Genomic DNA, 15410 nt, shown 5'->3' with positions numbered 1-15410 from the left:
AGTGGTAGGAAAATAGAGGGGGAAAATCATGACAAAGCTGCAACGTATTCAAAAAGTATTGGTAGCTAACCGTGGAGAGATAGCGATTCGTGTGTTCCGAGCATGTTCAGAACTTGGATTAAACACAGTTGCAATTTATTCGAAAGAGGATAGCGGTTCTTATCATCGCTATAAAGCCGATGAGTCCTATTTAGTTGGGGAAGGGAAAAAACCAATTGATGCTTATCTAGATATTGAAGGCATTATTGAGATTGCGAAAAGTAATCATGTAGATGCAATCCACCCTGGATATGGTTTCTTGTCAGAAAATATTCAATTCGCAAAACGTTGTGAAGAAGAAGGAATTATCTTTATCGGTCCAAAAAGTAAGCACTTAGATATGTTTGGAGATAAAGTTAAAGCAAGAACACAAGCGCAGTTAGCACAAATTCCAGTTATTCCTGGTAGTGATGGTCCAATAAATTCATTAGAAGAAGTCGCAGAATTTGCTGAAAAGTATGATTACCCGATTATTATTAAAGCATCGCTTGGCGGTGGTGGTCGCGGTATGCGTATAGTACGTGCTAGTGAAGAGTTAAGAGAATCGTATAATCGCGCGAAATCAGAAGCAAAAGCAGCCTTTGGTAATGATGAAGTATACGTTGAAAAATTCGTTGAAAAACCTAAACATATAGAAGTACAAATTTTGGCAGATGAAGAAGGTAATGTTGTTCATTTATTCGAGCGTGACTGTTCTGTGCAACGTCGCCATCAAAAAGTAGTTGAAATTGCACCAAGCGTGTCGCTTTCAGATGATTTGCGTCAACGTATTTGTGATGCTGCTGTTAAGTTAACGAAAAATGTAAACTATTTAAATGCAGGAACGGTAGAATTCCTTGTAAAAGGTGATGAGTTTTACTTCATTGAAGTAAACCCACGTGTTCAAGTTGAGCATACGATTACAGAGATGATTACAGGAGTGGATATTGTTCAATCGCAAATTTTAATAGCTGATGGACATGCATTACATAGTAAAATGGTAGGTGTTCCTAAGCAAGAGGAAGTGGTTGTGCACGGATTTGCAATCCAATCTCGTGTAACGACTGAAGACCCACTAAATAATTTCATGCCGGATACAGGGAAAATTATGGCGTACCGATCAGGCGGTGGTTTTGGTGTTCGTCTTGATACAGGTAATAGTTTCCAAGGTGCAGTTATTACACCGTACTACGATTCTTTACTTGTAAAAGTTACTACTTGGGCACTTACTTTTGAACAAGCTGCTGCAAAAATGGAACGTAACTTAAAAGAATTCCGTATTCGTGGTATTAAAACAAATATTCCATTCCTAGAGAATGTAGTAAAACATAAAAACTTCTTATCAGGAGAATATGACACTTCATTTATTGACGCGTCACCTGAACTATTCTTGTTCCCGAAACGTAAAGACCGTGGAACAAAAATGTTAAATTATATTGGTACAGTAACAGTAAATGGCTTCCCAGGAGTAGGGAAAAAAGAGAAACCAATTTTCCCAGATGCTCGTATAGCAAATGTGATACACTCAGAGCCAATCCAAAATGGAACGAAACAAATTTTGGATGAGCGTGGAGCGGATGGATTAGTAAAGTGGGTACAAGATCAAAAGCGTGTACTTTTAACTGATACAACATTCCGTGATGCACATCAGTCATTACTTGCAACTCGTGTTCGTACAAAAGATTTACATCACATTGCAGAGCCGACAGCGAGAATGTTACCAAACTTATTCTCAGCAGAAATGTGGGGCGGTGCAACGTTTGATGTTGCATATCGTTTCTTGAAAGAAGATCCATGGGAACGATTACTAGATCTTCGTGAAAAAATGCCAAACGTTTTATTCCAAATGTTACTTCGCTCTTCAAACGCAGTAGGTTACAAAAACTATCCAGATAATTTAATTCAAAAATTTGTGGAATGTTCTGCTCAAGCTGGAATTGATGTGTTCCGTATTTTTGATAGCTTAAACTGGGTAGAAGGTATGAGAGTTGCGATTGATGCTGTACGAGATACTGGTAAAATTGCAGAAGCAACAATGTGTTACACAGGAGATATTCATGACCCGTTACGTAGTAAATACGATTTAAATTATTATAAAAACTTAGCAAAAGAGTTGGAAGCATCAGGAGCTCACATTTTAGGAATTAAAGATATGGCGGGCTTACTAAAGCCAAACGCAGCATATGATTTAGTTTCAGCATTAAAAGAGACGGTGTCGATTCCAATTCATCTGCATACACACGATACGAGTGGAAATGGTATTTTAACGTATACAAAGGCGATTGAAGCAGGTGTTGATATTGTCGATGTAGCGGTGAGTTCAATGGCTGGTCAAACGTCACAACCAAGTGCGAATACACTATACTATGCGTTAGGTGGAAACGAAAGACAGCCAGATGTTAATATAGACTCATTAGAAAAACTATCTCATTATTGGGAAGATGTACGAAAATACTATGCTCCATTTGAAAGTGGTATGAATGCTCCTCACACAGAGGTGTATATGCATGAAATGCCGGGCGGACAGTATAGTAATCTTCAACAACAAGCAAAAGCAGTTGGCTTAGGAGATCGCTTTGATGAAGTTAAAGTGATGTATCGCCGTGTTAATGATATGTTTGGCGATATTGTAAAAGTAACACCATCATCTAAAGTTGTCGGTGATATGGCATTATTTATGGTTCAAAATCACCTAACAGAACAAGATATTTTAGAGCGTGGACATTCTATGGACTTCCCAGGATCTGTTGTTGAAATGTTCTCGGGAGATTTAGGACAACCATATGGTGGTTTCCCGGAAAAATTACAAGAAATAATTTTAAAAGGGAAAGAGCCATTAACAGTAAGACCAGGTGAATTATTAGAGCCAGTAGATTTCGATGCTTTACAAGAAGAGTTATTCCATAAACTTGGACGCGAAGTGACGATTTTTGATGTAGTCGCATATGCGTTGTATCCAAAAGTATTTATGGACTACGAAAAAGTTGCTGAGCTTTATGGAAACGTATCTGTGCTTGATACACCGACATTCTTCTATGGAATGAGACTAGGTGAAGAAATCGATGTGGAAATCGAACAAGGTAAAACATTGATGGTTAAACTAGTATCAATTGGAGAGCCTCAGCCAGATGGAAATCGTGTGCTTTACTTGGAATTTAACGGCCAACCACGTGAGATTGTTGTGAAAGACGAAAGTGTAAAAGCAACAGTTGCACAACGTGTGAAAGGGAATCGTGAAAATCCAAACCATATTAGTGCAACAATGCCGGGAACAGTTATTAAAGTAGTTGTAAAAGAAGGCGATGAAGTGAAAAAAGGCGATTCTATGGCAATTACAGAAGCGATGAAAATGGAAACGACAGTTCAAGCGCCATTTAATGGTAAAGTGAAAAAAGTATATGTAAATGATGGAGATGCAATTCAAACGGGAGATTTACTTATTGAATTAGATCATTAAAATAAAGAAAAAGAGCTGTGTGAAAGCAGCTCTTTTTTTATTACAAATAATACCTTGCCAATTCGGCAAGGTATTAAAGTTTTACTTTGTTTTATTTTGCTTGGAAGTCAATTCAGCTTCTTTTGCATTGACTGTACTTCTTGTACCTAACATAACTAAATAGCATAGTACAGCGAACAAGCAAGAAATGAAGAGTGAATGTAATAATGCCATTGCTAAACTAGCATTTGTAAATACGACTAAAACTCCTACTACAGCTTGAAGTGTAACAAGGATAAATGAAATGATCCATCCCCAGTATACTACACGTTGCTGCTTGTAATGGCGAATAGCGATAATCATCGCATATAGTATCCAAGCGAAAATTAACATCGCTGCAACTCTATGTCCCATTTGAACCCACTCATGTAGTTGGGTTGGCATAGGTCTATTTTTGCTACATAAAGGGAAGTCTGGACAGGCTAGGCTAGCTCGTTCGTGACGTACTAGAGCTCCTGTGTAGACAACGATATAACTGTAAATTGTTACACCGTAAATATGAAATTTCATTTTTTTGTCCATAATAAGAGAACGTGCATCGAATTTTTGATCAATTTCAAAAATAAGACACGTTAACAAGATAACAGAAGCAAATGAAATTAAGGAAATACCAAAGTGGATAGCTAATACAGCAGGCATTTGTCCCCATACAACTGCCGCCGCTCCCATTAATGCTTGGGCCACTAAAAATACGAAGGATAAAATTGCTAACGTCTTTGTTTCGCGCACATGTTTATAATATTTCCAGGACAAAATACAAAGAAGAGTAACAAGGATTCCTGCTGATCCTGATGTAAGGCGGTGACTTAGCTCAATAATAGTTTCCATTGATAAATTAGATGGAATCAATTCACCGTTACAAAGTGGCCATGATTTACCGCATCCTTGGCCTGACCCTGTTTTTGTAACTAAAGCGCCTCCTAGTAAAACTATTAGTAAATCGAGACTTGTAATGACTGCTAACCATTTAATAAAGCGTTGCAATCTCTTTCACCATCTTTCTGCTATGAAGTTATTGCGAAATATTTTCATTCCATTATGTATAGAATAAAACGTGCTACAGTCCTATGATATATAAAAAATAATAAAATAGCAAAGAAATGAAGGGTGTGGGCAATGTACGTATCGCGAAGAAAAAAATGGGGATTAACATACATATTTTAGGGGAAAATAAGGAGATTTTAAAAAGAAATAGGGAGAATACATGCTAAATATGACAAAATAGTTTATTATAGAAGATAACATCGTGTTATGATAAGGATAGAGTAGAATAAAGTTTTTTAACATTCGACACAAAAAGTTCATGTTTTCTTCACAAAATGTTCGGGAAATATGATTTAATATATTGGAGTATGGGCGTAGATTAGTAGTAGAATGGGTTAACAATATTTCTACTGTAATAATATTGCTATATAAAGCGAAATATTTCATATGAAATAAAAGCTAAGAAAGATGATAGGTTTAAGAGGGGGTTAAAGTGATGAACCATGCAACAAGTGAGCTGCATGATGAGTCAGCTGTTTCAAGTGTACCGGAAACAACTCGGTTACAAGATTTATCAGCACTCGTTAAAATGGGGATTGTAAACTCAAATACACTTACTGTATTTACAGGATTTTGGCTGGCTTTACATTTTAATGGATTAAGTGTTATGGACCATCTAGATAAGCTATTTTTCACAATCGTTGGTTCTGCATTAATTATGGCAGGGGTATGTTGTTTAAATAACTACATTGACCGAGATATCGATCCATTAATGGAAAGAACAAAAAATCGTCCAACGGTAACAGGTAAATATAAACCTGGATTTGCACTGGCATTTGGACTTGTAATTTTACTACTTGGATTTGCATTTTTATTACTTACTACACCAATGGCAGTCTTCATCTCATTTATTGGTGCCTTCACATACGTTGTTTTATATACGTTATGGACGAAGAGAAAATATACATTAAATACTGTTGTAGGTAGTATATCAGGAGCAGTTCCACCTTTAATTGGATGGGCGGCAATTGATCCGTCTTTAAATCATCCAATTGCTTGGATGTTATTTTTAATTATGTTTATTTGGCAAATCCCACATTTCCTCGCATTAGCGATGAAACGTGTTGATGAATATCGAAATGCAGGAATCCCAATGCTTCCTGTTGTACAGGGATTTGATATTACGAAACGTCAGATTATGATTTGGACAGTATGTTTATTACCACTACCATTTTATATGAGTGGGCTTGGAATAACATTCATGGTAATTGCAACATTGCTTAACATCGGATGGATCGTACTAGGGTTTTATGGCTTCCGTAAGCAAGATGACATCAAATGGTCCGTAAAAATGTTTGTTTATTCCCTGAATTACTTAACAATCTTATTTGTGTCAATGATTGTAGTTACATTCTTCTAAGACAACGACATGATTGGATTTCTTTACGTTGAGATTTACTTTACTTAACTATAAAGTACAATCTAATTCACAAAGAAAGTGGGGGTTGTTTGTATGAAGAAACAGTGGCGACTGCTTTCGTTCGTTTCACTGCTGGCTTTACTGTTAGGGGGATGCGGTAAAGCCTTTCAATCTACTTTAATTCCGCAAGGAGAAGTAGCGAAAATGCAATATGATTTGCTCTTACTAGCGAGTGCAATCATGATAGGAGTAGTACTTGTAGTTACTATTATTTTCTTATATGTAATTGTGCGTTTCCGACAAAAAAAGGGTGAGGAAGATTATATTCCAGAGCAAGTTGAAGGAAATCACAAACTAGAAATTATATGGACAGTTATTCCGATTATTCTTTTGTTAATCTTGGCTGTTCCGACGGTTACATATACATTCAAGCTTGCTGATGTAAGTGCGATGGAGAAAAAGAATATTGATAAAGATACTATCGTTGTTGATGTAACAGCGAATCTTTATTGGTGGGAATTTTCTTATAAATCAGAAAAAATAGTAACTTCTCAAGATTTAGTCATCCCCACAGGTAAGAAAGTGTATTTGAATTTGAAGGGTGCCGATATTAAACATTCGTTTTGGGTTCCATCTTTAGCTGGGAAAATGGATACAAATACAGATAATGTAAACAAAATGTGGTTAAAGGCAGATAAATCGGGCACTTATAATGGTTTTTGTACAGAATTTTGTGGCCCATCACATTCTTTAATGCAATTCAAAGTGAAAGCTCTGGATGAAAGCGAGTACAAAAAATGGCTTGCTGATATGAAGAAGATTGATGGAAAAAAAGAAGTAGCTTCTACAAAGGCGCAAGAAGGCCAAGAAATATTTAATAAAAGCTGTATTGGTTGTCATGCGGTTGGATCAAATGATAGTAGACCACCTTCTGCTCGTATCGCACCGAACCTAGCAAACTTTGCAGATCGCGATACAGTTGCTGGTATTGCCGAAAACAATGAAGAGAACTTAAAAAAATGGCTCAAAGATCCTGAAAATATGAAGCCAGGTAATAAAATGACTGGTAAATATGGCAACTTAACGGATGATCAAATTAATGCATTAAATGCATATTTACAAACGTTAAAGATTGAAAAGTAAAGAGGGATCATTTGCGAAGGGGAGGTTGAAAACGTGAGTTCTGTAGCAAAAAAACAGGGGGTGGGTGCTGTCATATGGGATTATTTAACGACAGTAGACCATAAAAAGATTGCCATTCTCTATTTAATTGCAGGTGGAGTATTTTTTATAATAGGCGGAATAGAAGCGCTATTTATTCGCCTTCAGTTAGCGATTCCTAACAATGCTTTTCTTGTTGGGGATGCTTATAATCAAGTATTAACGATGCACGGTACAACAATGATTTTCCTCGCAGCTATGCCACTCGTGTTTGCATTTATGAACGCCGCAGTACCACTTCAAATTGGAGCACGTGATGTGGCGTTCCCGTTTTTGAATTCACTCGGATTCTGGTTATTTTTCTTTGGTGGAGTATTTTTAAATTTAAGTTGGTTTTTAGGAGGAGCACCTGATGCAGGTTGGACATCGTATGCATCTTTAGCTTTAGCCTCAAAAGGGCATGGTGTTGACTTTTATGTACTCGGCTTGCAAATATCAGGTATTGGTACATTAATTGGAGGTATTAACTTCCTAGTTACAATTATTAATATGCGAGCGCCAGGAATGACCTATATGCGCATGCCGATGTTTACATGGACAACATTTGTAACATCGTCACTTATATTATTCGCATTTCCTCCATTAACTGTAGGATTAGGTCTTTTAATGCTAGATCGCTTATTTGGCACAAGTTTCTTTAATCCGGCATTGGGCGGGAATACAATTATATGGGAGCATTTATTCTGGATCTTCGGTCACCCAGAAGTATACATTCTTATACTCCCAGCTTTCGGAATATTCTCAGAAATCTTCGCCACATTTTCGAAAAAAAGATTATTTGGTTATTCATCGATGGTGTTCGCGACTGTATTAATCGGTTTTTTAGGGTTTATGGTATGGGCGCATCATATGTTTACAGTTGGTCTTGGTCCTGTCGCGAACGCTATCTTTTCAGTTGCAACAATGGCAATTGCAGTTCCGACAGGTATTAAAATATTTAACTGGCTCTTTACAATGTGGGGTGGAAGTATTAGGTTTACGACACCAATGATGTGGGCGGTAGCTTTTATTCCATCATTCGTTATGGGTGGAGTTACAGGCGTTATGCTTGCATCTGCACCAGCTGATTATCAATTTCATGATAATTATTTTGTAGTAGCACATTTTCATTATGTAATTGTCGGCGGTGTTGTATTTGGTTTACTTGCAGGTGCACATTATTATTGGCCACTTATGTTTAATAAGGTATTAAATGAAACGCTAGGAAAAATAACATTTTGGTTATTCTTTATCGGTTTCCATTTAACGTTCTTTATTCAGCATTTCCTTGGATTAATTGGTATGCCACGTCGTTATTACACATACCTAGAGGGACAAGGATTAGAAATGGGGAATATGATTAGTTCTATTGGAGCAGTATTTATGGCTCTTGGCACAATCGTTCTTTTATTCAATGTAATTAAAACGACAGTGTCAAAAGAGAAGGCTGGTCGTGACCCATGGGATGCACGTACATTAGAGTGGACAATGCCAGCACCTACACCGGAATACAATTTCAAACAATTACCATTTGTTCGCGGATTAGATCCGTTTTGGATTGAAAAACGTGAAGGTAATAAAGAGATGACAGCTGCGGAACCAGTTGGTGATATTCATATGCCAAACCCTTCGTTTTCACCGTTTATCATTTCTTTAGGTTTATTTATAGCCGCGTTTGGTGCGATGTATATGCAGGGTGGAAAAGATAAGTTTTGGTTGTTAGTAGCAATTATTGGTTTAATCATTACATTTGGCACAATGTTCCTTCGCTCAGTAGTCGATGATCATGGATATCATATTCATAAAGAAGATTTAGAGGATAAGGGGGGCAAGGCATAATGCATGTAGATGAAAAATTAACGAATGAAACATTTCCAGCAGAGCCTGAAAAAGCAACCCTTGAGGGGAAAAATAAGTTTGTCGGTTTTTGGTTATTTCTTGGAGGCGAAACGGTGTTGTTCGCTTCCTTATTCGGCACATATTTAGCGTTAAAGAACTCTACAAATGGCGGACCAACATCTCAAGAGATGTTTCAAATGCCACTCGTTTTCATCATGACGATGCTTTTGTTAACAAGTAGTTTAACGAGTGTATATGCAATGTATCATATGAAAAATTTCAACTTTAAGAAAATGCAACTTTGGTTACTTGTAACAGTGCTGCTAGGCTTAGGATTTTTGGGGTTTGAAATATATGAGTTTTATCATTATACGCATGAATTTAAGCATACTATGAGAAGTAGTGCATTTGGTTCTGCATTCTATGCTCTTGTTGGTACACACGGGCTCCACGTGTTGTTTGGATTATGTTGGATTTTGACATTAATCTTTAGAAATGCGAAGCGTGGTTTAAATTTATACAACGCACCAAAGTTTTATGTTGCATCAATTTATTGGCACTTTATTGACGTAGTTTGGGTGTTTATTTTCACTGTAGTATATTTAATGGGAATGGTGGGATAAACAATGGCGATAAGGCAAACGAATAATCCTAAAGTTGATCTTGTTTATCGGAAGAGAAAAAGTGCGGAGGAGATGAAGCATCAAGTTATTACGTTTACATTAATGATTTTTTTAACATTAGTTGCATTTGTAGCAGTTGCATATCCGAAAACTTTTAGTCCGACTTTCTCTGTACCGTTTATTTTACTATTAGCAGTGGTACAAGTAATTTTTCAATTGTATTATTTTATGCATATGAGTCATAAAGGACATGAAGCAGCAAGTTTCTTTCTTTATTCTGGTCTGTTAATAGGGTTAATTACAATTTTAGCTTTTATGACGATCGTGTGGATTTGAAAAGTGAAAAATAAGGGAGCTTGTGTTGTCACAGCTCCCTCTTCACATTATGTGAAAGGATAACCTTAAGAAGGTGGGTGTGACAATGAGTAACTTGTGGATATTTGGTTTTCAAGCTCTATGGAGTCCGATCTTTTTATTATTTATGCTTTCGATTCTTATTGGGTACTTTTTAATTATTGGACCATATAGAACGCGATTTGAAAATGCGACGAAGGTAAGTAAGAAGCAAATTTTTTATTTTACGACTGGGATTGTCCTCTTGTATTTTGTAAAGGGAGGACCTATTGATTTAATTGGTCATATTATATTTAGCGCGCATATGTTCGAAATGGCAATAATGTATATTGCAGTTCCCCCGTTATTACTGCTAGGTATACCTGTATGGTTATATCAATATATTACTTCTTTTAAGTTCGTTCAAATTGTGCTAAAGTTTTTTGCAAAACCGCTTATTGCGTTGTTCGTATTTAACGGTCTGTTTTCCTTTTATCATTTGCCAGTTGTTTTTGATACAGTAAAACAAAGTCAAATAGCGCATCCTATTTGCCTTGCTATATTGTTTTTTGCAGCAATAATGATGTGGTGGCCGATGTTGAATCCATTGCCGGAATATCAAACGTTAAGTGATATAAAGAAGCTTGGTTACATGTTTGCTAATGGTATTTTATTAACACCAGCTTGTGCATTAATAATTTTTGCGACTGCACCATTATTTGCAACATATACGGATCCGGCCGCTTGGATGAAGGCGATGGAACTTTGTGTACCAGCGGGTACTTTATCAGATTTAAATATAACCGGACCAGAATTTTTACATTGGATGCCAGTAGTACAAGACCAACAAACAGGCGGTATCATTATGAAAATTGTCCAGGAAATAGTGTACGGTACGATTATCGGCTATGTGTTCTTTAAATGGGCACGTAGAGAGCGTGAAAAGGATAAAGAGCAGTTGCAAGAGTTACCGCCTTATTTGCAGACAAAATAAAAACGAGTGCATCTTATTGATGCTCTCGTTTTTTGTTATTCAATAATCTGAAATTCTTTCAATTCTTTTTCAATATTTTGTAGGAGTTGTTCGCTTTTTTGAAGTACATTCGTTGGGAAAATCTCATCATCACCATATTCAACGCCATGAGGATAATAATGTTTTCCTAATAAGGGGGGTAATAGTTTTACTTGAGCGTGTCTACCGCCGATGTCACCCTCAACAGCAAAACCTTGTACACGTAAATAATAAACATCCTTTAAGATTTCAAATTTATAATCATATGTAATGCGTTCATAATCCCACTGTCCAGCGAGTACAAAATGGTTGTTTTCCATGATTTCAGTTAAAAGAGTTAAATCTACGACTGCATCATTAAACTTCGTATTTGTAAATTGCATAAAATACCTCCTCCTTAATGTTACGTTATTATTTTTATAATAGTATGAATAATAAGAAAGTGCAATTCATATTGAGAGAAAAGGGATAATCCAGACTTTTTTCGTGAAAATATGATATAGTGAAAAGAGTACGGTACACACAAAAAAGGAAAGAAAAGGATTTGTGTATATCTCAATTTTATGTTTTGTTCAGGAGGTATATCATTTGAAAAAAGTATTACGTATCGTAATCATTACATTTTTAATTTTAGCTGTGGATTTATACGGGAAATTACTCGTTTCGCAATATATATTAACCCCATCTCACTCTAAGCAAGAAAATAAAATTGTGAAAAAGAAAAAGCAAATAAATGAAGAAACCTCAGACACAGTTTTAAATATGATTGGTGGGGACTCTGAGAATTTATTAGCAAAGTGGGGCGAACCGTCTCGAATAGAGCCGTCTGCTTATGGATATGAATGGTGGGTGTATAATCAAGATTTAACTCAGTATGTTCAATTTGGAGTTGCTGAACGTAAAGTTGTAACGGCGTATGTTGCTGGTGAACAAGTTAAGGTGACACCTTATCATATAAATGAAAAGTATGAAGAAGTATATAAAAAGAATCCGATTTCACATGAGATTTCATTAAAAAGAGGGAAAAATAGTTATCAATTTGAGTTATCTGATACAGAAGTAATGGAACAACCACTAATACCTGTAGAAGATGGATGGGCACAATTATACTTTGATCATTTTACTCATGAGCTTGTTGGTGTTCGTTATATGGATGATGAAACTTTATTACGCCAAAGACCCTATCAGCTTGTTTATTCAGGAGAATTAATAGCGGAACAACCATTGACTCCAGAAAAAGTGAAGCAAGTAGAAAATGGAAATATGCAGCAAATTCTAGATTTAACAAATATTATTCGAAGTCGTCATGAATTACCATTGTTAACATGGGATCAACAAACGGCAGACGTTGCATTTGGCCATAGTAAAGATATGAAGGATAATAATTATTTTTCCCATGACTCGCCTACTTTTGGTACGTTAGGAGATCGCTTGCAACGTGGTCAAGTAGCTTTTCAACTTGCTGGTGAGAATATAGCGGCGCAACATAGTGATGGAATTGCAGCGGTACAAGGCTGGTTAAATAGTGAAGGTCACAGAAAAAATTTATTAAATGAGCAATTCACTGGATTAGGTGTTGGGGTATACGATAAGTTTTATACTCAAAACTTTATTCGAAAATAAAAAGGTGCATGAATCGTCTAAAAATGGGCGAACCATGCGCCTTTTTTTTCTTACAATATAGTAGATATACATGAAGAGGTGAGGATTATGCCGACAACAAAAGGGCCGTTGCATCCATCGGTTCAGCAGTTTAAAGAATTTGTAAACCATCACCCTAAAATGGTTCATGAGGTTAGAGGTGGCCAAAAAACTTGGCAGCAATTTTATGAAGAATGGTACTTACTCGGTGAAGAGGATCGAATATGGGCAGCGTATAGACCTGATGGAGCACCTACTTTTTCTTCAGTGAAAAAAAATAAAGAGAAAAAAGAAGATAGAACTGAAGAAGAAAAAACTGAAGAAGAAAAAACTGCTGATGTGATGGGACAAATGCTTTCTTTTTTTAAAAAGCTAGACGTAGAACAAATGCAGCAACATTTAGCAAATGTAACGAGTGCGATTGGTAGTGTGCAACAAGTTATACAACAATTTCAAGGAAACCGCGCGCAAGAAGAACAAAATACTTCTGAAAATAATCCATTTTTCTTTCAAAAGGATTAGGAGGAAAGAGGATGAGAGCAGATATTATGGAGTTTATAAAAGCTGATGAGGATTTAACTCGTTATATCCGGGAACAGCCGTACTGGTATCGGAAATTAACGCGTAATCCAGAAGAAAAAGAAGCCTTTGAGTTAGCTGCTATGCAGCATTTCAAAAAAACAATACCGGATAAAGTGGAAAAATTTCAAAACCAATTAGCGGTGGCTTCAATTATGATTGATATGTTTCAGTATATGAAGCAGCAAAATGTGACGTAATTGGAAGGTGAAAACTATGTCCGTCATGCAAAACTTTTGTTACAATAGAATCGGATTATTTAAAAAGGAGTTGCAGCATGACGGAAATTTGTTTAGTACGACATGGACAAACTGATTGGAATTTTCAAGAGATTATTCAAGGACGCGAAGATATTCCGCTTAACGAAGTTGGGAAAAAGCAAGCGAGTCAAAGCGCAGCTGCCTTGCAAGCGGAATCGTGGGATGTCCTTATAAGTAGCCCGTTAATTAGAGCGCAAGAAACAGCTAAGGAAATTGCTGGGGCTATTGGATTACCATCTATTTTATTAGATGAGCGATTTATGGAACGTAATTTTGGGGAAGCTTCTGGGAAACCAGTTGCGGCCGTTAGAGAGTTAATTGCAGATGGTAATGTAGAAGGAATGGAGCAGGATGAAGAAATTGTAGAGCGCTGTTTTACGGCTTTACAAGAGGTTGCAGCAGCACATGGAGATAAACGTATTATCATTGTTGCACATTCACATGCAATAAAAGCTATTTTACACGCAATTGCACCAGATGAAATTACATTTAAAACGCCGTTAAAAAACGCATGTATTAGCTATGTGAAAGAGAATAGCGGGAAATGGGATGTTCTTAAATATAATATTGCGGAGCATATTAGTGTATAAAGAGTGTAAGGGGATTGTATGAAAAGTAGTTAGAATCATATCTTTCTTTTAGGTGAGACACTTCAATTAGTAGTTCTGTTCTAAATGTGTTATGATGAATACTCGGAGGTGTCTCTCATGATTGTAGCGACGCTGGAAAGCGTATTGATTTTAGATAAGGCAGAGCAGCTTGCAAAAGCGATTATCTGTTCAGATATAGCAGAAGATTATCGTAAGTATTATAAGGATTTACAAGAAGATATAGAAGTCCAGACGCTAATTCAGCAATTTACAGCGATGAAAGAGCGATATGAAGAAGTGCAACGCTTTGGTAAATATCATCCTGATTATACTTTCGTTTCGACGAAAATGAGGGAATTAAAGCGTTCTGTAGATATGCATGATAAGGTTGCAGCCTTTAAAAGAGCAGAAACTGCTTTACAAAAGTTATTAGATGAAGTTAGTGTAGCAATTGGTTCTGAGGTATCTCCTTCCGTTAAAGTTCCAACAGGAAATCCGTTTTTTGATGCGGGTGGCTGTGGCGGTGGTTGTGGTACCGGGGGCGGTTGTGGTTGTAAAAAAACGGGGTAATTTACCCTGTTTTTTAGAATATAGAAGAAAACGTATACAGAGTTTGTCCTTTAATGTCATAAATTTCTGATTGGTTTTCATAAAATACAAGAATATAAGTTTTTAAAAGGAGAAGATGGAGAAGATTATGTTCGGGCAACGACAAAGTATGATTGTTTATTTACATTCATTGAAACATGCCAAGATTTTAAGGAAATATGGTAACATTCATTACATATCAAAACGATTGAAATATGCGGTTGTATATTGTGATATGGAACAAATTGAGCATATGATGCAAAAATTGAATAAACTTCCTTTTGTAAAAAAAGTAGAACAGTCGTATCGCCCATTTTTAAAAACGGAATTCGAAAATTCACGTCCTGATCGGGCAAAGGAATACGATTATAGCTAATAAAAAAATCCCCTGCTAAATTTAGCGGGGGATTTTTCACTTAAAATAACGTGTTACTTCATTGGAGGAATGAAATTGTTCATTCGTAAAATACCAATTAGATGATTAAAAAATAGTTCTTTTTCAGGGAAAGTTGTCGACGGTTTTACAGTAAAGGTAGTAACCTTTTTCCCTAATTGTTCTGCCATTTCTTCAAATAAAATAACACGTTTGCTTTTTTTATTTTCAAGTACAGGAATGCCTTCACGACATATGTATAATGGCTGGAAATCACCAGTAGTTGTAGGTTTTAGTATTACAACAAGTGAACACACTTTTTTTTCGTTTTTTACAGTTTCAAATTGTAACATATGTGTTATACGTTCTTTGTTTGCTTTGGCAATTTCAAGTAATTCATATAAATCAGAGTAGCCTTCTCCGAGTTCTATAAAGCGTTGAATCATATTTTTTC

At 36.2% G+C, this 15410-nt stretch carries 16 protein-coding genes; 13 read left to right on the top strand and 3 right to left on the bottom strand.

Annotation, left to right across the window (positions count from 1 at the left end; all coding sequences use genetic code 11):
* The first annotated feature begins 28 nt into the window (after positions 1 to 28).
* Positions 29 to 3475 carry a pyruvate carboxylase gene (pyc, locus tag LUS72_RS19545; protein ID WP_264448054.1) on the top strand — a complete coding sequence of 1149 codons (3447 nt, stop codon included), beginning with the start codon at positions 29 to 31 and terminating at the stop codon, positions 3473 to 3475.
* A gap of 81 nt (positions 3476 to 3556) precedes the next feature.
* Here pyc and ctaA read toward each other — a convergent pair whose 3' ends face one another.
* Entirely contained in the window at positions 3557 to 4498 is a 942-nt protein-coding gene (gene ctaA / locus LUS72_RS19540; protein WP_097830887.1) for a heme A synthase, read from the bottom strand.
* A gap of 496 nt (positions 4499 to 4994) precedes the next feature.
* On the opposite strand from ctaA, the gene ctaB reads away from it, so the two are divergent.
* From ctaB to ctaG, 6 genes are all read left to right on the top strand, one after another.
* Positions 4995 to 5918, top strand: coding sequence for a protoheme IX farnesyltransferase (gene ctaB, locus LUS72_RS19535; RefSeq protein WP_071746862.1), 924 nt, complete (start codon positions 4995 to 4997; stop codon positions 5916 to 5918).
* Positions 5919 to 6011: 93 nt separating this feature from the next.
* Positions 6012 to 7061, top strand: a complete 1050-nt coding sequence (gene coxB / locus LUS72_RS19530) for a cytochrome c oxidase subunit II (protein WP_071746861.1) — start codon at positions 6012 to 6014, stop codon at positions 7059 to 7061.
* 33 nt (positions 7062 to 7094) lie between these two features.
* Positions 7095 to 8957: a cytochrome c oxidase subunit I gene (gene ctaD / locus LUS72_RS19525; RefSeq protein WP_097830888.1), complete on the top strand. Its 1863-nt coding sequence runs from the start codon at positions 7095 to 7097 to the stop codon at positions 8955 to 8957.
* Positions 8957 to 9580, top strand: coding sequence for a cytochrome c oxidase subunit III (gene ctaE, locus LUS72_RS19520; protein ID WP_000557861.1), 624 nt, complete (start codon positions 8957 to 8959; stop codon positions 9578 to 9580). The genes ctaD and ctaE overlap by 1 nt, the downstream gene beginning before the upstream one ends.
* Before the next feature lie 3 nt (positions 9581 to 9583).
* The gene (gene ctaF, locus LUS72_RS19515) at positions 9584 to 9916 is read left to right on the top strand and encodes a cytochrome c oxidase subunit IVB (RefSeq protein WP_097830889.1); all 333 of its coding nucleotides are present in this window, start codon (positions 9584 to 9586) and stop codon (positions 9914 to 9916) included.
* Positions 9917 to 10001: 85 nt separating this feature from the next.
* A complete protein-coding gene (gene ctaG / locus LUS72_RS19510) occupies positions 10002 to 10907 on the top strand; it encodes a cytochrome c oxidase assembly factor CtaG (protein WP_097830890.1) in 906 nt (301 codons plus the stop codon).
* A 35-nt stretch (positions 10908 to 10942) separates the two neighbouring features.
* Here ctaG and LUS72_RS19505 read toward each other — a convergent pair whose 3' ends face one another.
* A complete protein-coding gene (locus tag LUS72_RS19505; protein ID WP_097830891.1) occupies positions 10943 to 11308 on the bottom strand; it encodes a YugN family protein in 366 nt (121 codons plus the stop codon).
* 205 nt (positions 11309 to 11513) lie between these two features.
* On the opposite strand from LUS72_RS19505, the gene LUS72_RS19500 reads away from it, so the two are divergent.
* The 6 genes from LUS72_RS19500 to LUS72_RS19475 all read left to right on the top strand — a co-directional run bounded on the left by LUS72_RS19500 (position 11514) and on the right by LUS72_RS19475 (position 14959).
* Positions 11514 to 12548 carry a CAP domain-containing protein gene (locus LUS72_RS19500; RefSeq protein WP_264448045.1) on the top strand — a complete coding sequence of 345 codons (1035 nt, stop codon included), beginning with the start codon at positions 11514 to 11516 and terminating at the stop codon, positions 12546 to 12548.
* Positions 12549 to 12635: 87 nt separating this feature from the next.
* Positions 12636 to 13088, top strand: a complete 453-nt coding sequence (locus LUS72_RS19495) for a YlbD family protein (RefSeq protein WP_264448043.1) — start codon at positions 12636 to 12638, stop codon at positions 13086 to 13088.
* Between the two features lie 11 nt (positions 13089 to 13099).
* Complete coding sequence (locus tag LUS72_RS19490; RefSeq protein ID WP_097830894.1) at positions 13100 to 13345, top strand: YlbE-like family protein; 246 nt, start codon at positions 13100 to 13102, stop codon at positions 13343 to 13345.
* Between the two features lie 77 nt (positions 13346 to 13422).
* Positions 13423 to 13995, top strand: a complete 573-nt coding sequence (locus tag LUS72_RS19485) for a histidine phosphatase family protein (RefSeq protein ID WP_097830895.1) — start codon at positions 13423 to 13425, stop codon at positions 13993 to 13995.
* 117 nt (positions 13996 to 14112) lie between these two features.
* Positions 14113 to 14565: a YlbF/YmcA family competence regulator gene (locus tag LUS72_RS19480; protein ID WP_070144653.1), complete on the top strand. Its 453-nt coding sequence runs from the start codon at positions 14113 to 14115 to the stop codon at positions 14563 to 14565.
* 127 nt (positions 14566 to 14692) lie between these two features.
* The gene (locus tag LUS72_RS19475; RefSeq protein WP_002088292.1) at positions 14693 to 14959 is read left to right on the top strand and encodes a YlbG family protein; all 267 of its coding nucleotides are present in this window, start codon (positions 14693 to 14695) and stop codon (positions 14957 to 14959) included.
* A gap of 53 nt (positions 14960 to 15012) precedes the next feature.
* Here LUS72_RS19475 and LUS72_RS19470 read toward each other — a convergent pair whose 3' ends face one another.
* The gene (locus tag LUS72_RS19470; RefSeq protein WP_097830896.1) at positions 15013 to 15402 is read right to left on the bottom strand and encodes a DUF7147 family protein; all 390 of its coding nucleotides are present in this window, start codon (positions 15400 to 15402) and stop codon (positions 15013 to 15015) included.
* Positions 15403 to 15410: the final 8 nt, after the last annotated feature.

The sequence above is a fragment of the Bacillus cereus genome (genome assembly GCF_025917685.1).
Classification (GTDB): Bacteria; Bacillota; Bacilli; order Bacillales; family Bacillaceae_G; genus Bacillus_A; species Bacillus_A cereus_AT.
Note: the sequence above shows the minus strand (reverse complement) of the source record. Positions and strands in the feature narration are given on the sequence as shown.